General features: G+C 72.3%; 20 protein-coding genes. 7 read left to right on the top strand and 13 right to left on the bottom strand.

The genetic code is table 11. From position 1 onward, the window contains the following. Positions 1 to 141: 141 nt before the first annotated feature. Entirely contained in the window at positions 142 to 603 is a 462-nt protein-coding gene (locus ACWGJ2_RS38000) for a DUF2550 domain-containing protein (RefSeq protein WP_453350953.1), read from the top strand. A gap of 27 nt (positions 604 to 630) precedes the next feature. Here the strand turns inward: ACWGJ2_RS38000 and ACWGJ2_RS38005 are convergent, their stop codons facing one another. The 4 genes from ACWGJ2_RS38005 to ACWGJ2_RS38020 form a co-directional block, all read right to left on the bottom strand. After that, complete coding sequence (locus ACWGJ2_RS38005; protein ID WP_453350954.1) at positions 631 to 1551, bottom strand: AEC family transporter; 921 nt, start codon at positions 1549 to 1551, stop codon at positions 631 to 633. A 182-nt stretch (positions 1552 to 1733) separates the two neighbouring features. Further along, the gene (locus ACWGJ2_RS38010; RefSeq protein ID WP_453350955.1) at positions 1734 to 3599 is read right to left on the bottom strand and encodes a glycosyl hydrolase family 18 protein; all 1866 of its coding nucleotides are present in this window, start codon (positions 3597 to 3599) and stop codon (positions 1734 to 1736) included. Positions 3600 to 3773: 174 nt separating this feature from the next. Beyond that, the gene (locus ACWGJ2_RS38015; protein WP_453350956.1) at positions 3774 to 4553 is read right to left on the bottom strand and encodes a response regulator; all 780 of its coding nucleotides are present in this window, start codon (positions 4551 to 4553) and stop codon (positions 3774 to 3776) included. A gap of 5 nt (positions 4554 to 4558) precedes the next feature. Next, positions 4559 to 5797, bottom strand: coding sequence for a sensor histidine kinase (locus ACWGJ2_RS38020; RefSeq protein ID WP_453350957.1), 1239 nt, complete (start codon positions 5795 to 5797; stop codon positions 4559 to 4561). Between the two features lie 175 nt (positions 5798 to 5972). Between ACWGJ2_RS38020 and ACWGJ2_RS38025 the strand changes: the two genes are divergently transcribed. After that, the gene (locus ACWGJ2_RS38025; RefSeq protein WP_453350958.1) at positions 5973 to 6581 is read left to right on the top strand and encodes a hypothetical protein; all 609 of its coding nucleotides are present in this window, start codon (positions 5973 to 5975) and stop codon (positions 6579 to 6581) included. Between the two features lie 181 nt (positions 6582 to 6762). Here the strand turns inward: ACWGJ2_RS38025 and ACWGJ2_RS38030 are convergent, their stop codons facing one another. From ACWGJ2_RS38030 to ACWGJ2_RS38040, 3 genes are all read right to left on the bottom strand, one after another. Further along, the gene (locus ACWGJ2_RS38030; RefSeq protein WP_453350959.1) at positions 6763 to 7377 is read right to left on the bottom strand and encodes a hypothetical protein; all 615 of its coding nucleotides are present in this window, start codon (positions 7375 to 7377) and stop codon (positions 6763 to 6765) included. Between the two features lie 73 nt (positions 7378 to 7450). Further along, positions 7451 to 8134, bottom strand: a complete 684-nt coding sequence (locus ACWGJ2_RS38035) for a hypothetical protein (protein WP_453350960.1) — start codon at positions 8132 to 8134, stop codon at positions 7451 to 7453. 199 nt (positions 8135 to 8333) lie between these two features. Then, a complete protein-coding gene (locus tag ACWGJ2_RS38040) occupies positions 8334 to 8906 on the bottom strand; it encodes a cob(I)yrinic acid a,c-diamide adenosyltransferase (RefSeq protein WP_453350961.1) in 573 nt (190 codons plus the stop codon). A gap of 450 nt (positions 8907 to 9356) precedes the next feature. Between ACWGJ2_RS38040 and ACWGJ2_RS38045 the strand changes: the two genes are divergently transcribed. From ACWGJ2_RS38045 to ACWGJ2_RS38055, 3 genes are all read left to right on the top strand, one after another. Continuing rightward, positions 9357 to 10205, top strand: coding sequence for a 3-hydroxyacyl-CoA dehydrogenase family protein (locus ACWGJ2_RS38045; protein ID WP_453350962.1), 849 nt, complete (start codon positions 9357 to 9359; stop codon positions 10203 to 10205). 166 nt (positions 10206 to 10371) lie between these two features. Further along, on the top strand, positions 10372 to 10737 hold the full coding sequence (locus ACWGJ2_RS38050; RefSeq protein WP_453350963.1) for an STAS domain-containing protein: 366 nt from the start codon (positions 10372 to 10374) through the stop codon (positions 10735 to 10737). Between the two features lie 120 nt (positions 10738 to 10857). Continuing rightward, on the top strand, positions 10858 to 13578 hold the full coding sequence (locus tag ACWGJ2_RS38055; protein WP_453350964.1) for an ATP-binding protein: 2721 nt from the start codon (positions 10858 to 10860) through the stop codon (positions 13576 to 13578). A 261-nt stretch (positions 13579 to 13839) separates the two neighbouring features. Here ACWGJ2_RS38055 and nucS read toward each other — a convergent pair whose 3' ends face one another. Beyond that, positions 13840 to 14502 carry an endonuclease NucS gene (gene nucS, locus ACWGJ2_RS38060; RefSeq protein ID WP_453350965.1) on the bottom strand — a complete coding sequence of 221 codons (663 nt, stop codon included), beginning with the start codon at positions 14500 to 14502 and terminating at the stop codon, positions 13840 to 13842. Between the two features lie 233 nt (positions 14503 to 14735). Here nucS and ACWGJ2_RS38065 point away from each other — a divergent pair, with 233 nt between their 5' ends. Continuing rightward, on the top strand, positions 14736 to 15128 hold the full coding sequence (locus ACWGJ2_RS38065) for an SCO5389 family protein (RefSeq protein ID WP_453350966.1): 393 nt from the start codon (positions 14736 to 14738) through the stop codon (positions 15126 to 15128). A 128-nt stretch (positions 15129 to 15256) separates the two neighbouring features. On the opposite strand, the gene ACWGJ2_RS38070 is transcribed toward ACWGJ2_RS38065, so the two are convergent. After that, positions 15257 to 16378 (bottom strand): LLM class flavin-dependent oxidoreductase, encoded by a 1122-nt coding sequence (locus tag ACWGJ2_RS38070; protein WP_453350967.1) that lies wholly within the window; start codon positions 16376 to 16378, stop codon positions 15257 to 15259. Between the two features lie 300 nt (positions 16379 to 16678). Between ACWGJ2_RS38070 and ACWGJ2_RS38075 the strand changes: the two genes are divergently transcribed. Beyond that, complete coding sequence (locus ACWGJ2_RS38075) at positions 16679 to 17023, top strand: ATP/GTP-binding protein (protein ID WP_453350968.1); 345 nt, start codon at positions 16679 to 16681, stop codon at positions 17021 to 17023. A 58-nt stretch (positions 17024 to 17081) separates the two neighbouring features. On the opposite strand, the gene ACWGJ2_RS38080 is transcribed toward ACWGJ2_RS38075, so the two are convergent. The 4 genes from ACWGJ2_RS38080 to ACWGJ2_RS38095 all read right to left on the bottom strand — a co-directional run bounded on the left by ACWGJ2_RS38080 (position 17082) and on the right by ACWGJ2_RS38095 (position 21093). Further along, positions 17082 to 18062: an ABC transporter permease subunit gene (locus ACWGJ2_RS38080; RefSeq protein ID WP_453350969.1), complete on the bottom strand. Its 981-nt coding sequence runs from the start codon at positions 18060 to 18062 to the stop codon at positions 17082 to 17084. After that, positions 18059 to 19189 (bottom strand): ABC transporter ATP-binding protein, encoded by a 1131-nt coding sequence (locus ACWGJ2_RS38085; RefSeq protein WP_453350970.1) that lies wholly within the window; start codon positions 19187 to 19189, stop codon positions 18059 to 18061. The genes ACWGJ2_RS38080 and ACWGJ2_RS38085 overlap by 4 nt, the downstream gene beginning before the upstream one ends. A gap of 111 nt (positions 19190 to 19300) precedes the next feature. After that, positions 19301 to 20071 carry an ABC transporter permease subunit gene (locus tag ACWGJ2_RS38090; RefSeq protein ID WP_453350971.1) on the bottom strand — a complete coding sequence of 257 codons (771 nt, stop codon included), beginning with the start codon at positions 20069 to 20071 and terminating at the stop codon, positions 19301 to 19303. A gap of 2 nt (positions 20072 to 20073) precedes the next feature. Next, positions 20074 to 21093, bottom strand: a complete 1020-nt coding sequence (locus tag ACWGJ2_RS38095) for an ABC transporter ATP-binding protein (protein WP_453350972.1) — start codon at positions 21091 to 21093, stop codon at positions 20074 to 20076. Between the last annotated feature and the right edge of the window lie 166 nt (positions 21094 to 21259).

A 21259-nucleotide genomic window follows, 5' to 3' on the forward strand; every position in this document is an offset into this window, starting at 1 on the left:
GCTCCGGAGACCACCTCCGGAGCAGCCCGCGGCTGAACCCATACAGGCGCGGGTCGGAGATCCACAAGATCTTCTTGGCCCGTGGAACGCGCGGTACGTACGGTACGCACGTGACGAGAGACAGCGAGGAGGTCGGTGAAGATGGTCCTCGCTCTGCTGCTGTGCGGCGCGGCCCTCCTGCTGGCGCTGGTGGGGCTGTTCGCCTTCGGAGTGCGGCGCCGGCTGATCCAGCGGTCCGGCGGCACCTTCGACTGCAACCTGCGCTGGGAGGCGCCCGCGTCGCCCGAGGAGGGCGGGGCCGAGCCCAAGGGCAAGGGCTGGGCCTACGGAGTCGCCCGCTACAACGGCGACCGTATCGAGTGGTTCCGGGTGTTCTCGTACGCGCCGAGACCGCGCCGCATGCTGGAGCGCGACGGCATCGAGGTGCTGGAGCGCCGCCATCCCCAGGGCGAGGAGGAGCTGGCGCTGCTGTCCGACGCGCTGATCCTCGCCTGTTCCCTGCGGGGCACGCGGGTGGAGCTGGCGATGAGCGAGGACGCGCTCACCGGCTTCCTGGCGTGGCTGGAGGCGGCGCCTCCGGGGCAGCGCGTGAACGTGGCCTGAGACCGGCGCCCCCGGTTCGCGGGTGGTTCAGCCCAGCAGCGCCGCGACGGTGAGCAGCGTGGGCACCGCCAGCAGCGTCGAGAGCAGTATCGACTCGCGGGCCAGCCGCGTGCCCACCCCGTAGCGCGAAGCGTAGGTGAACAGGTTCTGCGCCGACGGCAGCGCCGAGGTCACCACCACCGTGAACAGGGCGATGCCCGTCAGCCCGAAGACGGCCGAGCCCAGTGCCCACGCGACGACGGGCTGGCCGACGGCCTTCAGCGCCACCGACAGCAGCACGGGCCCCCGGTCCGCGCCGCGTGCCGGGAGGGGGCTGCCGCGCAGCGATATGCCGAACGCCAGCAGCACGGCGGGCACGGACATCGCGCCCACCAGATGGAACGGCTCCATGACGGGCCCCGGCACGGTCAGCCCCGAGGCGGCCACAGCGACGCCCGACAGCGAGCCGATGACCACGGGGTTGCGGAACGGGCTGGTGATCCGGCTCAGCACACTTCTGCGCTCGGACGGGGAGCCGACGTCGAGCACGGCCAGCGCGACGGGGGTCACGATGAGCTGCTGGAAGAGCAGCACGGGCGCGACGAGCGACGCGTCGCCCAGGACGTAGGCGGCGACGGGGATGCCGAGGTTCCCCGCGTTGACGTAGCTCGCGCACAGCGCGCCGATCGTGGTGTGGCCCAGGGGCCAGCGGCGTACGGCGCCGACCGCGACGTAGACCCCGGCGACGGCGAAGGTGCTCAGTGCCGTGATGAGCAGGGGAGCGGAGACCAGCACCGAGAGGTCGGCGCCCGCGAGGGTGTGGAAGAGCAGCGCAGGGGACGCCACATGGAAGGCGAGCTTGGTGAGGACCTCTCTGCCGCCGGGGCCCAGCAGGTCGTAGCGTCCGAGAACGTACCCGGTGCCGATGATGCTCGCGATGACCGCGAACCCCGTGACCACGCCACCCACGGCTGCCGCCTCCCCTTCGCTCGTAGCGCGGCGTCCGTGTGCCGTCGCGAAGTCAATTCTCCGTACACGGACAAGTGCGCCTGCGGCGGGGGTGGCCGGGACAGCATGGCGCCGGGGAGACGGAAGGCGGATCCGTCTCCCCGGCTGTTCACGGGGCGGGGTGGCGCGTGGCCGCTATGTGCCTACTTCAGGCCGCTGTCGATGGCGCTCACCAGCTCGCCGTTCGACGTGTCGCCGCTGAACTCCCAGAAGAAGGCGCCGCCCAGGCCCTGCTGCTTGGCGTAGGACATCTTGCCGCCGATGGTCGCGGGAGTGTCGTAGCTCCACCACTGGTTGCCGCAGTGCGCGTACGCGGTGCCCGCGACCGTGCCGTTGGCGGGGCACTTGGACTTGAGGACCTTGTAGTCCTCGATGCCCGCCTCATAGGTGCCGGGTGCCGCGCCCGTCGCGGTGCCGCCCGGTGCCGACTGGGTGACGCCGGTCCAGCCGCGCCCGTAGAAGCCGATCCCGAGCAGCAGCTTCTTCGCGGCGACGCCCTTGGCCTTGAGCTTGGAGAGGGCGGCGTCGCTGTTGAAGCCCTGCTGGGGGATGCCGTCGTACGACTTCAGCGGGGAGTGCGGGGCCGTGGGGCCCTTCGCGTCCCAGGCGCCGAAGAAGTCGTAGGTCATGACGTTGTACCAGTCGGCGTACTGCGAGGCGCCCGCGTAGTCCGTCTTGTCGATCTTGCCGCCGTCGGAGCCGTCGGCCGTGATGGCGGCGGTGACCAGGTTCTTGCTGCCGAACTTGTCGCGCATGGCCTTCATCATCGCGGTGAAGGCGTTGGGGCCGGACGAGTCGCAGGTGAGGCCGCAGGCGTTGGGGTACTCCCAGTCCAGGTCGATGCCGTCGAAGACGTCGGCCCAGCGCGGGTCCTCGACGAGGTTGTAGCAGGACTCGGCGAAGGCGGCCGGGTTCTTGACGGCGTCGGTGAAGCCGCCGGACCAGGTCCAGCCGCCGAAGGACCACAGGATCTTGATGTGCGGGTACTTGGCCTTGAGCTTGCGGAGCTGGTTGAAGTTGCCGCGCAGCGGCTGGTCCCAGGTGTCGGCCTTGCCGTCGACGCTCTGGTCGGCGGTGTACGCCTTGTCGTAGTCCGCGTAGGCGTCGCCGATGGTGCACTTGCCGCCCTGGACGTTGCCGAAGGCGTAGTTGATGTGGGTGATCTTGGAGGCCGAGCCGGAGGTGTCCAGGTTCTTCACGTGGTAGTTGCGCCCGTAGACGCCCCAGTTGGTGAAGTAGCCCAGCTTGACCGTGTCGCCGACGGGCGGGTCCGTGTCACCGCCCGTGGTGCGGACCTGGCGCACGCCGCTGGAGAGGCCGGTCTGGTCGGCGGTGTCGCGGGCCTTGACGGTGTACGCGTAGTCGGTGCCCTTGGTCAGCCCCGTGTCGGTGTACGAGGTGCCGGTGACCGTGGTGATCTTCGTGCCGTCGCGCAGGACGTCGTAGTTCTTGACGCCCTTGTCGTCGGTGGCCGCGCTCCAGCTGAGCTTCACGGAGGTGTCGGTGATGTCGGAGGCCGCGGGGGTGCCGGGGGCCGACGGGGGCGCGTCGCCCGGGTTGGTCCCGCCGTCGCAGGAGCCGCCGTTGAGCTTGCAGTTGGCGGGGTTGCCCGAGCCGCTGCCGTTGAAGCCGAAGGAGACGGAGGCGCCGGGGGCGAGGGTGCCGTTCCAGCCCACGTTCTTGGCGGTCCAGTGGTCGCCGCTGTTGGAGACGGTGGCGTCCCAGGCCGAGGTCACCTTGGTCCCGGAGGGGAAGTCCCACTCGACGGTCCAGGCGGAGAGGGTGGTGGTGCCGGTGTTCTTCACCGTCCACTTGCCCTCGAAGCCGGTGCCCCAGTCGGAGCCCTTGGTGTACGTGGCCGTGGCGGACTCGGCGGCCTGCGCGGGGGACGCGGTGCCGACGAGGGCGCCGAGGGGGAGCGCGAGGGTGACGGCGAAGACGGCCGCCCGCCGCCTTATCCGTCCGAGTCTCTCTGTCAGTCGTGTGCGTGGTGCGGTTCCAGATCTCAAGGGTGCTCCTCAGAGCTAGGTCCGCCGGGCTGGGGGCCCGTGGGGGTCGGGACATGGACCTGCGCCGCCTTGAGCACGTGTGGGGCCACGCTCATCGCAGTGAGCCGGAGAGTATGGTGGTCTGTACCACTGGTCAATAGGTCTGGACCTATCGGAGCGCGATGCGGCCGATACTCACCGCTCACGCGCCGACGGAGAACCGTCCGACGGACCGGGATCCGACGGACCGGACTCGGGCGGGCCGGACTCGGGCGGGCCGGACTCCGACGGGCCGGGTACGCCCAGTTCCTGGGCCAGCACGGCCGCCTGGGTGCGGCTGCGCAGCTCCAGCTTCGCCAGCAGCCTGCTGACGTGGGTCTTCACCGTCGCCTCCGCCATGTCCAGGCGCTCCGCGATCTCCGCGTTCGGCATCCCGGCGCCCAGCGCGCCCAGCACCTCCCGCTCCCGCCGGGTCAGCTCGTCGAATCCGGGCGGTGGCCGCATGCCGGAACGGGCTCCTCCGGGACGCGCGAACTCCGCGATCAGCCGACGGGTCACGGCCGGGGCGATCATGCCCTCGCCGCGCGCCACCGTCCGCACGGCCTCGACCACCGTTGCCGCCTCGCTGTCCTTGAGCAGAAAGCCCGCGGCCCCGGCGCGCAGCGCCCCGAAGACGTACTCGTCGAGGTCGAAGGTGGTCAGCACCAGCACGTCCGCGAGCCCCTCGGAGGTCACCGCGCGGGTGGCCGAGACGCCGTCGAGCCGGGGCATCTGGATGTCCATCAGCACGAGGTCGGGGCGCAGTTCGCGGGCCAGCCGCACCGCTTCCTCGCCGTCGGCCGCCTCGCCGACCACCTCGATGCCCGCCGCGCCGCGCAGGATCAGCACGAGTCCCGCGCGCACGGCGCCCTGGTCCTCGGCGACGAGCACCCGTACCGCCGGTGCGCCGGCCCCGGACTCCCTCGCGGACGCCATGCCGTTCACCCCTCCCGCCCCTCCACGGGCAGCACCGCCCGTACGGTCCACACCTTCGCACCGTCGGCTCCCGGCCCGCGCCCGGCCTCCGCCCCCGTCTCCGGGCCCGTCTCCGGCCCCGCCGACAGCGTGCCGCCCAGCAGCTCCACCCGCTCCCGCATCCCGATCAGCCCCGCGCCCGAGCCGGGGGCCCGGGGCCCGGGGCCGCCCCGGCCGTCGAACGGGCTGGTCACCTCGACGGTCAGGGGCCCCGGCGGCTCGTGGTCGAGCCGCACGGTCACCGGGCCCGGCGAGGCGTGCTTGAGCGCGTTCGTCACGGCCTCCTGCACCACGCGGTACGCGGCGAGACCCACGGGCGCGGGCAGCGGCCCCGCCCCGCGCGCGTCGCGCAGGGTGAAGCGGAAGCCCTCGTCGGCCGTGTCGCGGGCGCGGTCGAGCAGCGCGTCGAGCCCGTCGAGCGTGGGCGAGACGGCGGGACCGGAATCCGCGCCCGCGTCGCGCAGCAGCCCGATCAGGCGCCGCATCTCGGCCAGCCCGCGCACGCTGTTCTCGCGGATCACACCGAGCGCGTCACGGGTGAGCGCGGGGTCCTCGCGCTCCTGGGAGAGCGCGGCCGTGGAGTGGATGGCGATGGCCGACAGGTGGTTGGCGACGACGTCGTGCAGCTCGCGCGCCATCCGGGCACGCTCCGCCACGACCGCCTGCGTGCGGTCCATCTCGGCCAGCAGCGCGGTCTGTTCGGCCCGCAGGCGCTCGGCAGCCGCGGCGTTGCGGTGGTCCCGGATGACCGTGCCCGTACAGGCCGGCCCGATCGTGACCAGGCCGCAGACGACCCCGAGCAGCAGCGCCTCCGGCCTGCGGAAGGCGGCCAGCGTGCCCAGCGTGACGGCGACGGTGACCAGCACGCTCGCGGGCATCACGGCGCGTGCGAGCGAGGGCCGCCCGTACAGCACAGCCGCGTACACGACGTCCGTGAACAGCACCGCCGTCGCCAGCAGCGAACCCGTGACCGCGTCGCCCGCCATCGCCGCCACCCCGAGCAGCAGCGCCCAGGGCTGCGCCGTCCTGCGCCCCAGCACGGCCAGGCACATCGCGCCGAGCGGGACGAGCACCAGCGCGCCGTGCGCGCGCCCCGTCTCCTGGTTGCTGTAGAGGCCGAGGAGCCACAGGGCCAGGCCGCCCGCGAGCCCGGCGAGCGCGATGAGCGCGTCGTGGCGGTGGGGCCGGAGGCGGGCGAGCGGCATGGGTCCATCACAGCACGCGGGCCGCAGCGCCGACGTCGCCACACGGTACGGAAGGACCGCCGCGCACTACATCGAAGGATGCAGTACGCGGGCCGGGGAATCGGCGCCGGTGAGGACGTGCCGGACGGGTGCGACGGGAGACGCTGGAGGCCGATCCGAGAAGGAGGGACCCACCGTGATCGTCACGCTGATCGTCGCCTGCGAGGTCGCCTTCTGGGTGCTGCTGGCCGGTGGCCTCGCGCTGCGCTACCTGGCCCGCATGCCTCGCGCCGGGGCCGTCGTGCTGATGTGCGAGCCGCTGCTGGAAGTGGTGCTGCTGATCGTGACCGTGATCGACCTGCGCAACGGCGGGGAGCCGGACTGGAAACACGGCCTGGCCGCCGTCTACGTCGGTTTCACCGCCACCCACGGCCACTACATGATCAAGTGGGCCGACGGCCACTTCGCGCACCGCTTCGCCGGTGGCCCGCGCCCGGCCAAGCCGCCGCGCTACGGGATGGCGCGGGCGCTGCACGAGTGGAAGATGACGGCTCGCGCGGTCGGGGCCGCGGCCATCGCGGCGGCGCTGCTCCAACTGGCGATCTGGTACGTGGGCGACGCGGGCCAGACCGAGTCGCTGCGCAACTGGCAGGGCCGCATGGGCTTCGTGACCGCGATCAGCGTGATCATCGCCCTGAGCTACACGGTCTGGCCGAAGCGCCCCAAGCATTCCCAGAGCCCGGAGCACCCGTCGCACCCGTCGCACCCGAAGAGCCCGGAGCGGACCGAGCCGGTGCGCCGCTGAACCGGGCCCGTACCCGCCTGCCCGCACGCCGGAGGCGGAGCCCGGCCCCGTGCGCGACGGTGGAGCACACGGGGCCGGGCGTGGGCGCGGCCGGCCCGGGGGAAGCGGGCACCCTGAGCGGGGGACGGGTGCCCGCGTGACCGGCCGCGTGCGGCGGCGGGGCCCTCGCGGTGGCGGGACCTCAGCCGCAGTGCTCCGACTTCTCCTGGTCCGTCATCGGGCGCGTGTGCTGCGTCTTCGTGCTGGGCGCGTCGGGCTTGGGGCCCGTCGCGTCGAAGGGCACGTACCAGATGTAGTGCCCGTAGAAGCGGTCAGGGAAGTGCAGTTCGTAGGTGCCGGTCACGCGCTGCATCTGTGCCTCGCGCGTCACCCAGCCCATCTCGCCGGGCCGTACGTCGATGTTCGTCTGGGCGCTCTCGGTGTGCGAGCTCTCCCATGTGTGGTTGTAGTTGGTCTCGATGCTGACCTTGAAGACCTCGGCGAAGCCGTACTCGGCGCTCAGGGAGACGCCGACACTGTTGGACTCGCCGGTCGTGTCCGACCAGCCGACGGTCGAGCGCTGGAGGTCGGAGGTGCAGTTGTAGGCGGCGTCGCCGACCTGGTGCGCCTCGCCCATGGAGTCCTGCGGGGCCCCGTCGGGGTGGAAGACGCACGAGTCGGTGCCGTTGTCGCACTTGTCGAGCAGTTCGCGGGTGGTGGGCTGCTCCTCGGCCTGTGCGACGGTCGGCGCGAGGGCCGTCGAGCCCGCTGTCACGAGCGCGGCGAAAAGAACCGAGAGCCGTATACGACGGTTCATGATCTCTCCATCAGCTATGTGGGGGGGAGTGTTGTGTGGGGGGCGCTGAGGGGTGTGCGTGTGTGTTGGGGCGTCAGCTGAACCCGATGGACTGGGTGCGGTCGTTCATGAGAGAGCCGATGTCGCCGGTGTTCTCCTTGAACGGGCCGTCCCTGTCGCCGCCGAGATTCGGCTCCGGGTAGAGCCAGATCCAGCAGTCGCCCCACGGCTGCACGGACGAGATGCGGTTCTTCCACCCGTCTTCGAGGTCGTGCTGGAAGTCGACCCAGCCGTCCTTCTCGCAGAGTGCCTCTCCGTAGACGGTGAGCGAGTCGCCGCCGAACTGGGGATCGTCGAAGAACGTCCCCTGGATGATGTCGCCCTCGGCCGCGGCCGTACGGTTCGCGCCCAGGCTCTTGGCCTCGGCCTGGAAGCCGCTGTCCTTCGCCGCCTTACGGGCGGACGCCGGCGCGTCGTCGATGCGTCCGCCCGAGGCCGTCTCGACCGCCTCGGTGAAGGTGCTGAAGCACTTCTCCGCGCCGGTCCGCGTTTCCAGCGCGCAGTGCCGCGGCGCCGTGGTGTCCGCGCCCCCCTCGGGCTGCGCCGCTTGCGCGGCCTGTGCGGAGGGCACGGTCATGGCGCCCGCGAGCAGGGCCACCGCCGCGCCCGCGGTGCCGAGAACGGTGCGGGTCCTGGCCCTGCTGCGGCGGCTGTGGGGGCTTCGGACGGTGCCTCGCGGTGCTCTGCGGGGGGCTCCGGGCATGGTGCTGCCGTTCATGGGACTCCAACTCCTGTGTATCGGGGGGTAGTTGGCGCCCAACGCATGCTCGGTGTGACTTGGCCCAAACCAAGTGCCCGCGATTGCCCGCTATTCGGGCGCGGCACGCCTGGTCACGGATCACGGTCTGCCCGCGAATGTGGGGCGGGGTGTGGGGAGGGAGATCGCGTGGGACGCGGGCCCCGTGGGGCCCGTCGCCTCAGCGCTCGCCGCCGGGCACCCACAGCACGTCGCCCTCCGCCACGTTCGCCGTGCGCGCGAGGATGAACAGCAGGTCCGAGAGCCGGTTCAGATAGGTGGCCGTGAGCGGGTTCATGGTCTCGCCGTGCTCCTCCATGGCCGCCCACGTGGAGCGCTCGGCGCGGCGTACGACCGTGCACGCCTGGTGCAGCAGCGCGGCGCCCGGCGTCCCGCCCGGGAGGATGAAGCTGCGCAGCTTCTCCAGCTTCTCGTTGAAGCGGTCGCAGTCCGCCTCCAGCTTGTCCACGTAGCTCTGCTCGACGCGCAGCGGCGGGAACTCCGGATTCTCGACGACCGGCGTCGACAGATCGGCCCCGACGTCGAAGAGGTCGTTCTGCACCCGCGTCAGCACGGGCCGCAGCTCCTCGTCCAGGTTCCCGAGGGCCAGCGCGACGCCGATGGCCGCGTTCGCCTCGTTCGCGTCCGCGTACGCCGAGATCCGCGCGTCGGTCTTCGCGGTCCGGCTCATGTCGCCGAGCGCGGTGGTGCCCTTGTCGCCGGTACGGGTGTAGATCCGGGTGAGGTTAACCATGCTCCGAGCCTATCCGCAGCGCCGCGCGCGCCCCGGTGCCGCGCGCGTCCACACGCGTCCGCACGCACCGCCCCGGCACGCGACACGCCCCGCCGCCATGGACTGAGGCACCGTCACCCGCCCCCGTGCCAGGGCCTCTCGGCGCGCGGTTCCGCCCGATGTGATGTCCGCCATGTGAGACGTGACACGCGTCTCTTGGCTCCCCGTGACGCGCTGTGAGCCGCTAGTGTCCGCATCAATAGCGGTCGTCCAGGCAGTGCGGGACCGTCGGCGAGCAGGTGTATGCCGCCGTACGCAGCCGTATGCCGCCGTACGACGGACGGGCGCGGCGGCGACGGGCACGCGGGAAAGCCGAATCGCCGGAACGCCGGAATGCCGCACGGAACGTCGCAACGAACAGTTTCAGAGAACGTCGGAAGTCTCAGAAGACTCAGAAGCAGGGTGGGTGTCGTGGCGAAGAAGCTCGCCGTCATCGGAGCCGGACTCATGGGCTCCGGTATCGCACAGGTCTCGGCCCAGGCAGGCTGGGACGTGGTACTCCGCGATGTGACCGGCGAGGCGCTGACGCGCGGTACGGACGGCATCCGCGCCTCGTACGAGAAGTTCGTGAGCAAGGGGAAGCTGGCGGCCGAGGACGCCGAGGCGGCGCTCGCCCGCATCACCACGACGACGGACCTCGACGCCGCGGCGGACGCGGACGTCGTCGTGGAAGCGGCGTTTGAGAAGATCGAGATCAAGCGGGAGATCTTCGCCGCGCTTGACGGACTGGTGAAGGACGAGACGATCCTCGCCTCCAACACCTCCGCCATCCCCATCACGAAGATCGCGGCGGCGACCAGCCGCCCCGAGCGCGTGGTGGGTGCCCACTTCTTCTCGCCGGTGCCGATGATGGCGCTGTGCGAACTCGTGCGGGGCCACAAGACGAGCGACGAAACCCTCGCCGCCGCGCGCGAGTTCGCCGAGTCGGTCGGCAAGACCTGCGTCGTCGTCAACCGCGACGTCGCGGGCTTCGTCACCACCCGCCTCATCTCGGCCCTGGTCGTCGAGGCGGCGAAGCTGTACGAGTCGGGCGTCGCCAGCGCCGAGGACATCGACACGGCGTGCCGCCTCGGCTTCGGCCACGCGATGGGGCCCCTGGCGACCGCCGACCTCACGGGCGTCGACATCCTGCTGCACGCCACGGAGAACATCTACACCGAGTCGCAGGACGAGAAGTTCGCGCCGCCGGAGCTGATGCGCCGGATGGTCGACGCGGGCGATATCGGCCGTAAGAGCGGTCGGGGCTTCTACGAGCACTGAAACCGGCGACAACGGGGGACGCGTCCGGTACGGCCTCGCCCGCAGGGGTGAAATCCGTATCGGTTCGAGTACGGACGGCAACTTCGCTGCCTCATTGGCAGTCAGTTGTGGTGAGACATTCAGACGCAAAGGTGCACGCGCACAGCCATACTTCCGGGGAGCGGATATGCACATCAGGGGCGACCACGCCGAGCTGGCCGTCGGGGGTCGCCTCGACGTCCGCAGCGCGGCGGACGCCCGTACGGTCCTGCACGGCGCCGTCGACTCCGGTCAGGGCGATCTCGTGCTGGACCTCGCCGAGCTGGATTCCTGGGACGCCACCGGCCTGGGAGTCATCATGGGCGCACACCGCCGCGCCGGGCGCTGCGGCAGACGGCTCGTGCTGCGGGACGTGCCGCCGCAGATGCAGCGCCTGCTGGTGGCCACCAGACTGCACCGCATCCTCGCCATCGAGGGCGCCGAAGCGGTGCCGGGCGGAGCCGGAGCCTCGGCTTCTCCGGTCTCCGAGGCCCAAATCCTCACGAAGCCGTGACCTCCGGCGGCGGGCACCGCACTCGGCGCTCGGCGATACTGGGCCGGGGGCGGTGTCTGCTCGTCGGTGCGGAAGGGTTGGCGCGTGCCGCCCACGTCACGGCATCTGGGGGCATTGACCATGGTCCAGCACGACAGCGAGCAGCACGGTGGTGAGCCGCACGGCGGTGCGCCGCTCGGTGGTGAGCCGCACGGCGGCCGGCACGAGAACGAGCGCGGGAGCGGCGGCCTCGCCCGGACGGTGCAACTCGTCGCGGCCCAGTATCTGCTGACCGTCAACCCCGTCGACGGCAGCGAGATCGAGCCCTGCCCGCCCGGCGAACTTCCCGGACGACCGCGCAAACTGGCCGTCGACGAGCGCCCGGACCAGGGCCGCGCCGCCGCCCCCATCGGCGGCACCCCGGCAGCGCCGCCCGATGACATACCCGTGGTGGACCGCGAGGAGGAGCGCGAGCGGCTGGGGAGACTGCTCGCGCGAGGCCGCTCCGTACGGCTCACAGGACCCTCGGGCGCGGGCCGCAGCACGCTGCTGGACGTGGTCGCCGAGGACGTCGCCGCACTCGCGCCCGACGGAGTGGTGCGCCTCAGCGGCTATCGCCGCACCCCGGACGACGTGCTGTACGAGCTGTTCGCCACTGTGCACGAGGCGCCCCTGCACCGCCCGGCGCGGGAAGAGGTCGCGGAGGCGCTGGAGGGGGTCGGCGCCGTCGTCGTCCTCGACGATCTGGAGTTCGGCGGAGCGGCCCTGGACGAGGTCCTCGCCGTCACCCCCGAATGCGCCTTCCTCTTCTCCGCCACCCCCGATGTGGCGGCGCCCTCGGCCGAGGCCCATGTCGAGGAGGTCCGGCTGACGGGGCTCAGCCGCACCGGCGCACTCGAACTGCTGGAGCGCGCCGCGCTGCGCCCCCTCACGGACGAGGAGGCGGACTGGGCGGCCGATCTGTGGTTCGAGACGGACGGTCTGCCCCTGCGCTTCGTCCAGGCGGGCGCGCTGCTGCGGCAGCGGGTGCGGCGCCGGATCAGCCTGCCGGGATCGGTGCGCGACGCGGCTGCCGAGAGCGCGAGCGGGGGCGGCGTCCCGCCGCAGGTGACGGGGCCCGTCGCCGGGCTGGTGCCGCTCGTCGCCGAAGGGCTCTCGGACGCGGCGCGCTCCGCGCTGCGCTTCGCCGTCGCGCTGGACGGCGAACTCCCGCACCACACCCACCTGCCGGCGCTCGTCGGCGATCCGCAGGCGGACCACGCCGTCGCTGAGCTGGCCGCGGCCGGGCTGGTCACGGCGGCTGGCGGGCACTACCGGCTGCCGGGCGGCACGGCAGACGAACTGACGGCCGCCGGCTACGCGGAGGACGCGAGCACCCGCGCCCAGGCCGCCGCACAGCACTACGCCTGGTGGGCGGGCCACCCCTCCGTCAGCTCCGAACGCGTCGGCGCAGAGTCGGACGCGGTGCTCGCCGCCGTCCAGTGCGCCGGGCGCGGCGGCCACCCGAACGCGGCCGTGCTGCTGGCCCGCACGGCCGCGCCCGTGCTCGCCGCCGCGCTGCGCTGGAGCGCGTGGGAGCGGATGCTGCGCGGCGGCCAGGAGGCCGCGCGCACGGTGGGCGAGGTCGCGGAAGAGGCGTATTTCCACCACGAACTGGGCGTTCTCGCGCTCTGCGCCGACAACCCCGAGCGGGCCCGCGCCGAGCTGGAGGCTTCCATCGGTCTGCGCGGCATCCTCGCGGACCAGCGGGGCACGGTCGCGGGACGCCGCGCGCTGGCGCTCGTCTCGGACCGGCTGGCCGGGGGCGTGGGGGGCGCGGGTTTCGCGCAGGGGCTCGCGGAGGGGCGGAATCCGGCCCCGTCGGGGCTCTCGCAGGCGCAGAGCGGTGGCTTCTTCCCCGCGGCGGCGGGCGAGGAGTCCGCGTCGCCGCCCGGGGGCGCCCCTGTGGGTGCTGAGCCGGTCGCGGCGTACGGGGAGCACGCGGCGTACGGCGAGGGCAGGGCGCACGACGACAGCGTCGAGACCCTGGTCACCAGGGCCGCCGCGCACGGCCCGGCCACGGACGAGCCGCTGACGCTCGCTTCGACGGGCGCGCACGGCACCGGCACCGGAACGGGCGGCAAGCGTCGCACCGGGTGGCGCGGCCTCCTGGCGACCGGCACCCGGAGGAACGTCGTCGCGGCGGGCACGGGCGCCCTGCTCGCGGCCGTGCTGGGCACCGTCGTCACGCTGGCCGGCGTCTCCGGCGGCGAGGACCCGCCCGCCGACAAGGTGAAGCCCGAGCAGTCCACCTCCCAGCAGGACGAGGACGACGAACTGACGGCCGACCGCCCCGGCACCGAAGACGCCGGCACCGAAACGGGCTCGGCCGACAGGCCCCAGGAGCCGGGACCGACCAGTGGCGCCCCCTCCGCCTCCGACGGCCCGGGCAGCTCCTCGCCGGATGAGGACACCTCGAAGCCGAGCGACAGCGAGTCCTCCTCGGACGACGGCTCGGACGACACGGGTGGCTCCGGCGACGGCGGGGGCTCCGGCGGCGGTTCGGGTTCCGGCGGCAGCTCCTCGACGGGCGGTTCCTCGGGCGGCGGCACGAGTGGCGGCACGACGGACGGCGGCAGCACGGACGGTGGTTCGACGGACGGCGGCGGCACCGACGGCGGTTCGACGGACGGCGGGACCACGGACGGTGGTTCGACGGACGGTGGCAGCACCGACGGCGGTTCGACGGACGGCGGGACCACCGACGGCGGCACCACCACGGGCGGCTCGACCGACGGCGGCACCTCCGGCAGCTCCTCCCCGACCAGCACCGCCACCGGCACCTCGGGCAGCGCGAGCGGCACGGGTTCGCCGACGGTGTGACGCACCGCTCCACGCGCCGCCCCCCGGACCGGCCGGCCGGTCCCTGAGCGGCTCGCCGCACGCGGAGGCACGCGAACGAGCCCTTATGGGCCGCGCGATGACGTACGGCTCCGTACGGCTCCGTACGACTTCGTGCGTTCCCGCCCCGCCCCGCCCCGCCTCGCACTCCGCCCCGTACACGCGAAGGCTCCCGGCCGTGGGAGGGCCGGGAGCCGGGGGACAGGGGTGGAAGAGCCGGCGGACGGAGCCGGATCAGAGGAGTCAGAAGAGGCGGAGCTTGTCGTCCTCGATGCCGCGCAGCGCGTTGTAGTCGAGGACGACGCAGTCGATGCCGCGGTCCGTGGCCAGCACGCGCGCCTGCGGCTTGATCTCCTGGGCCGCGAAGACGCCCTTGACCGGGGCCAGATGCGGATCGCGGTTCAGGAGGTCGAGATAGCGGGTGAGCTGCTCGACGCCGTCGATCTCGCCCCTGCGCTTGATCTCCACGGCGACGGTGGCGCCCTGCGCGTCACGGCCCAGGATGTCCACCGGGCCGATCGCCGTCTGGTACTCGCGGCGGATCAGCGTGTAGCCCTCGCCCAGGGTCTCCATACGGTCGGCCAGCAGCTCCTGGAGGTGCGCTTCCACACCGTCCTTGATGAGCCCTGGATCGACGCCCAGTTCGTGCGAGGAGTCGTGCAGGACTTCCTCCATGGTGATGATGAGCTTCTCGCCCGCCTTGTTCTCCACGGTCCACTTGGAGTCGTCGCCCTCCTTCAGAGTGCAGGGCGGGGACATCCAGTTGAGCGGCTTGTAGGCGCGGTCGTCCGCGTGGATGGAGACCGAGCCGTCGGCCTTCACGAGGATGAGCCGGGGCGCCGAGGGGAGGTGTGCGGTGAGCCTGCCGGCGTAGTCGACGGAGCACCGGGCGATGACGAGACGCATGGTCGGCCACGCTACTGGACCGGGCCCTCGGCGCGCGATTCGCCCCCTGCGCTCCGGCGGCATCAGGAGGGAGTGGCCGGATGTATGTCCATTCGCATGGTGCGGTCACTCTCCGCCCCTTACCGTGAACTGACAGGGGCGTCGCCGTCCGGGGTCGTGCGACTACGCGGCGCGGCGGGGTCCTCTGTTCCCGTCCGAAGACCCCGTCCGACGGGGTCGCGAGAGGAGAACCCATGTCGCTCGACGTCTCACCGGCCCTACTTGAGCAGGCCGAACGAGGCGAGGTCGACGAAGCGGCTTTCGTCGACTGCGTCCGCTCCTCCCTGCCGTTCGCGTGGGAGATGGTCAGCTCACTTGTGGCTCAGCTCAAGGTGGACGGAGGCGAGTTCGCCGACAACCAGACCCCGCCTCCGGACGAGCAGGCGCGCGGTCAGCTTCTGCGCGCCATGGCCAGCGACGCGATACGCGGCGCGCTGGAGCGGCACTTCGGCGTCCGGCTCGCCTTCCAGAACTGCCACCGGGTCGCGGTCTTCCCGACCGACGCCTCGGCGGACGACAGGCTGGCACGCTTCACATCCATCCGCGGACAGCTCCTCAACCAGTCGCCGCTGCTGCGCGACTGCTGAGCGCCGTCGCGACGGGCGACGCCGGCTGACGCCGACGGACCGCACCCCTCCCCGCGGATCCCGCGGGACGCGGTCCCGTCGACGCCGGTCGCTCCCCGTCCCCAACCTGGGGGAGCGGCGGTCGGTGGTCAGGTGAGCCGGGAAAGCACGTCCTCACCGAGCCGCGCGACATTGCGCTCCGTCGCCGCGAGATCGCCGCTTCCCTCCACGAGCAGCGCGAAACGACTGATTCCGGTCCGTTCCGCCGTGGCCGCGAGCCTGTCGGCGCACAGCCTCGGCGTGCCGACGGGATGCAGCCCGCACAGCAGTTCCGTATAGGCGACGGGATCGCGCATGGCGCGCTGCCTCCCGTCCACGGTCCGGTGTGCGCCGAGCCCTTCGCGGAGCCAGCCGGGCATCGCCTTGAGCAGTGTCTCGGTGGCCTCCTCGCGGGTGTCCTCGACCTGGGCCACGCCGGCGGAGACATGCCGTGCGCCGACGGCGGCGACCGTCTCCGCGCTGTGGCCCGCCGCCTCGGCCTCGCGCCGCCACAGGGCGACGATCTCCGCCTTCTCCTCGTCGCCGCAGTGCATCCCCAGCAGCATGGGCAGGCCGCGCTCCGCCGCGAGCCTGACCGTGCCGGGTGAGGTGCAGGCGACGACGACGGGCGGGCCCTCGCCCGGGTCCTCCGCGCCCGCGCCCGTGCTCGGGTCCGTGCCCGCGCCGTAGGCGGAGCCGGAACCCGAGCCGACCGGCCCTCCAGCGCCGCGCCCGACCGGCTCGTCGGCCCGCGGCACGACATCGACCTCACGGAACGTGTAGCGCTCGCCGTCCGCGCCGACGCGGGGCTCCCGCAGCCAGCGCAGCGTCAGGTCCAGGGCCTCGGGGAAGCCGTGCTCGAACGCGTCGAGCCCGCCCCCGAAGACCTCCAGATCCACCCATGGGCCACCGCGCCCGACGCCGAGGGTGAAACGGCCCCCCGTGGTGAGGTGCAGCAGCGCGGTCTGCTCGGCGAGCGCGACCGGATGGTGGTTCGGCAGCACGCTGACGGCGGTGCCCACACCGATGCGCCGGGTGCGCCCCAGCAGCAGCGCGGCGAGCGTCGTCGCCGACGGGCACACGCCGTACGGCACGAAGTGGTGCTCGGCCAGCCAGACCGCGTCCAGCCCCGCCGCCTCCGCGACCTCGGTTGTCCGCACCGCGCGGTGCAGGGCCTCGCCCTGGCCCTGGCCCGGGAACTGCGCGGCCAGCACGAAAGCTCCAACTCGCATTTCTCTCCCCCTCCTTGAACGACCGACCCAGTGCTCCCCTATAGGCATTAACGTCTGGCAGGTGCCAAGGGCACGGTGCGGTGAGCGGTTTTTCCGATGAACGGAAACGGGCCCGGCCGTCCGGCCCGGCAACAGCGGCCCGACGGGGTGGCGGACCGGGCCCGTCGTGGGCGCTGACGCGGGCGTCCGACGTGCGGATGCGTACCCTGGAAGCGGTACGGCCCCGGAGTCCGCGTCCGCGCGAGGGCTCACGGCGGCGGCGCCGACAGCCCCCACGACTCCGACCTTCCGAGGTGCCCTGTGTCCCCGCGTCGCAACCGCCCGCGCGGCGGTGCTGCCAAGTTCTCCTCCGGCGCCGGACGGCGGGACGGCGACGACGAGGCGGGGGAGCGGTACGGCCTGGAGCGTACGGAGGACTGGCGCGGCGAGGACTGGTCCGTGCGCCACATCAGCGGCAGCGCGGCGGCCAAGCACTACCGCTGCCCCGGCTGCGACCAGGAGATCCCGCCGGGGGTACCGCACGTCGTGGCCTGGCCCAGGACGGGCGACGGAGACGACAGGCGGCACTGGCACAAGGCGTGCTGGAACGCGCGAGACCGCCGGAGCGCACGGCTCCAGCGGTCTCGTCAGGCCCCTCGCTACTGACCCCGGGCCCTCGGCCCCGGATCCGGAGCCCGGGACCGGACCTGGGACCTGGGGCCGGTCACACGTCGCGCTTCTCCAGCAGCGCGTACGCCGCGGCCAGCACGACGGCCGTCGCGATCGCCAGCACGCCCAGGAGCGGCCAGCCGGTCGCGGTCTGGTCGTCGCTCATGGGGATGCGGTAGAGGGACGCCAGCCCGTTCAGTGGCGAGTACTCCAGCAGGATCTCGCGCACGTCCTGAAGCGCCTCGCCCACCATGAAGAGCGCCATCACCAGCGGCAGCAGGACCACGGCCATCATCGTGGTGATGGCCCCCGCCGAGTGCCGCAGCAGCGCGCCCACGGCCAGCGACAGCAGGCCCAGCAGTGCGACGTACAGCCCCGCGCCGACGGTCGCGCCCAGCCACTGGCTGCCGTCGGCCACGACCCGGCCGTTCTCGATGAGGATGCCCATGGCCTCGGCGTCGCGCTCGAAGCCGGAGACGTCCTGTCCCGACAGCAGTACGGAGTTGATCAGCGCGGTGACGGTGCAGGCCACCGTCGTCATCACGAAGGCCAGTACGAAGAAGACCACGGCCTTCGCCGTGAGTACACGGCCGCGCTGCGGGGAGGCCGTGAGGGTCGTACGGATCATGCCGGTGCCGTACTCGGAGGTGATCACCAGCACCCCGAGCGTGATGACGCAGATCTGCCCGAGCATCAGCCCGAACAGGCCGCCGGAGAGCAGCGGCATCCCCGTGAAATCGGAGCCGCTCAGGCCGAGCGCGGTGAGGAACCCGATCCCGACGACCAGGACGAACATGACGCCGAGCGTCCACACCGTCGAGCGCACGGAACGGATCTTCGTCCACTCCGAGACGATGGCGTGGCCGAGGTGGGTCTTGCCGTACGGGGCGGGCGCGGCGTAGCCGGGTCCGGGCGCCTGCTGCTGTTGCGCCTGCTGCTGGTGTTGCGGCGGCACCTGCTGCGGTACGGGTGCCTGGTGTTGCGGCGGTGCCTGGTGGGGTGCGGGCGCCGGGTTGTGGGGGTGCGGCGTCGTCATCGGGCGTCCTCGGGGTCGAGCGGGCCGGGCTGTGCGGGGTGGCCGTACGGGCCGGGCTGGGGCGGCATCGCCTGGGGCGGCGGGCCCCAGTTCCCCGGCGCGGCCTGGGCACCGGGCGGCATCTGGCCTGGGAAGGGCTGACCTGGCGGTATCTGCCCCGGCTGCACGGGGCCGGGCGGCATCGGCTGCTGGAAGCCCGCGCGCTGGTCGGTCGTCGAGCGGTAGTCGACGGAGCCCTGCGTCATCCGCATGTACGCCTCCTCCAGCGAAGCCTGGTGCGGCGACAGCTCCCACAGCCGTACGTCGGCCCCGTGCGCCAGCTCGCTGATGTGCGGCAGCGCGAGCCCCGTCACGCGGATCGCGCCGTCCTCCTCGGGCTGCGCGTGGCCACCGGCCTCGTGCACCGCCGACGTCAGCTTCTCGCGCTGCTCGGGCTCGCCGTCGGGCGTCCGTACGCGCGCGAAGCCCACGGAGTTCTGCGCGATGAATTCCTTCACCGAGGTGTCCGCCATGAGCTGGCCGCGCCCGATCACGATCAGATGCTCGGCTGTCTGCGCCATCTCGCTCATGAGGTGCGAGGAGACGAAGACGGTACGGCCCTCGCTCGCGAGCCCCTTCATCAGGTTGCGCACCCACAGGATGCCCTCGGGGTCGAGGCCGTTGACGGGCTCGTCGAAGAGCAGCACCTGCGGGTCGCCGAGCAGCGCGGCGGCGATGCCCAGCCGCTGGCCCATGCCGAGCGAGAAGCCCTTGGAGCGCTTCTTGGCCACCTCGTGCAGCCCGACCACGCCCAGCACCTCGTCCACCCGGCGCGCCGGGATGCCCGAGAGCTGGGCCAGGGACAGCAGGTGGTTGCGCGCGGAACGGCCGCCGTGCACCGCCTTGGCGTCCAGCAGGGCACCGACCTGGCGCGGGGCGTTGGGCAGCCCCCTGAACCGGTGGCCGCCGATCGTGACCGTGCCCTCCGTGGGGGTGTCCAGGCCCAGGATCATCCGCATCGTCGTGGATTTCCCGGAACCGTTCGGGCCCAGAAAACCGGTCACGGTCCCGGGCCGTACCTGGAAGGACAGGTTGTAGACGGCCGTCTTGGCGCCGTAGCGCTTCGTCAGGCCGTACGCCTCGATCATTGCTCGCCCCTGGACGCAGTTCGGGGCTGGTTTCGCCCCCCGACACGGCCTAGGACCGGACGAGGGCCCGTATTGGTTCCATGGTCCGCGTCACTCACGTCACACGAGGCGTCACGCGTCCCGCTTTTTCAGGACGAGGAAGCCCGCCACGAGGGCCACGACGGTCCACGCGACCATGATCAGCAGCCCGGCCCAGGGCCCGTACGGGCGGTCCAGCGTCTCCGGGACGACGGACATGACGGTGGTGCCCGCCTGGTCGGGCAGGTACTGCGCGACCTTCTTCGTCGCGCTCACCCCGCCCAGGATGTTGGAGATCAGGAAGAAGAACGGCATCAGGATGCCGAACGCCAGCATCGGGCTGCGCAGCACGAAGGTGGCGCCCATCGCGAAGAGCGCGATCAGCGCCATGTAGAGCCCGCCGCCGAACACCGCGCGCAGCACGCCCGTGTCGCCGAGCGAGGCGCCGTGGTCGCCGAGCAGCGCCTGCCCGATGAAGAACGTCAGGAAGCTGGTGACCATCCCGACCACCAGCACCAGCAGCCCAGCGACGAGCACCTTGCACCACAGGAAGGTGCCCCGCTGCGGCACGGCGGCCAGCGAACTCCTGATCATCCCCGTGCTGTACTCGGCCGAGACGACGAGCACCCCGAAGGCGATCATGGCGAGCTGGCCGAGGCCCATGCCCGCGAAGCTGGTGTAGGTCGGGTCGAAGGTCATCCGGTCCCTGACCGGCATGTCGTCGAACTCGGACCGGGTGAACACGCAGATCAGCGCGGACAGCGCGATGGTGACCACCAGCGCCGCCGCCAGCGTCCACAGCGTGGAGCGTACGGAGCGGATCTTGGTCCACTCCGACTGGAGAACCCGCGAGACGCTCGCCATGGTCAGTCCCCCTTCTTCCAGCCGGAGCCCCAGGCCCCGGCCCCGGACCCCGTTCCAGCGGCTCCGCCGCCGGGTGGCGCGGCGCCGGACGCGTCAGCCGCACCGGACGTATCAGACGTCGTGTGCGCGTGGTACTCCACCGACTCCGCCGTCAGCCGCATGAACGCCTCCTCCAGCGAGGCCCGCTGCGGGCTCAGCTCGTGCAGCACGACCTGCCGCCGCGCCGCGAGTTCGCCGATCAGGGCCGCGTCCGCGCCCTCCACCTCCAGCGAGCCGTCCGCCACGGGCGTGGGCGTCAGCCCCTCGCCGCCGAGCGCGTCGCGCAGCGCCTCGGGCTGCGGGGTGCGGATGCGCACGTACGTGCGCGAGTTCTCCGCGATGAAGTCGGCCATCGAGGTGTCCGCCATCAGCTTTCCCTGGCCGATGACCACCAAGTGGTCGGCCGTCAGCGCCATTTCGCTCATGAGGTGCGAGGAGACGAAGACCGTGCGCCCCTCGTCGGCGAGCTGTTTCATCAGGTTGCGGATCCAGTGGATGCCCTCGGGGTCGAGGCCGTTGACGGGCTCGTCGAACATCAGGATCTTCGGGTCGCCGAGCAGCGCGGCGGCGATGCCGAGCCGCTGGCCCATGCCCAGCGAGAACCCCTTCGGGCGCTTCTTCGCGACGCCGGTCAGCCCGACGAGGTCGAGCACCTCGTCGATCCGCCGTCTCGGGATGCCGTTGGACTGCGCCATGCACAGGAGGTGGTTGTACGCGGTACGGCCGCCGTGCACCGCCTTCGCCTCCAGCAGGGCGCCGATGTAGTTCAGCGGCTCGTGGAGCTGGTCGTAGCGTTTGCCGTCGATACGGACATCGCCGCCGGTCGGGTTGTCCAGACCCAGCATCATCCGCATGGTCGTCGACTTGCCCGCCCCGTTCGGGCCGAGGAAGCCGGTGACGACGCCGGGCCGCACGCGGAAGGTGAGGTCGTCGACGGCGGTCTTCTCGCCGTAGCGCTTCGTCAGCCCGTGCAGCTCAATCATGAACCGACGCTAAGCGCGAATGGCGGCCTCCGCCACCGGAGAGCCGAGGGCTCCGGTACGACGCCGGGAACCGTCCCCGGGCCCGGGGCGTCCTCCCAGCAAGGGGAGAGGCAAGAGGCGAGGCACAGAGAACCGCGCGCGGGGACCGGCATGGGGTTGCCGGTCC

Source organism: Streptomyces sp. NPDC054796, assembly GCF_053611545.1.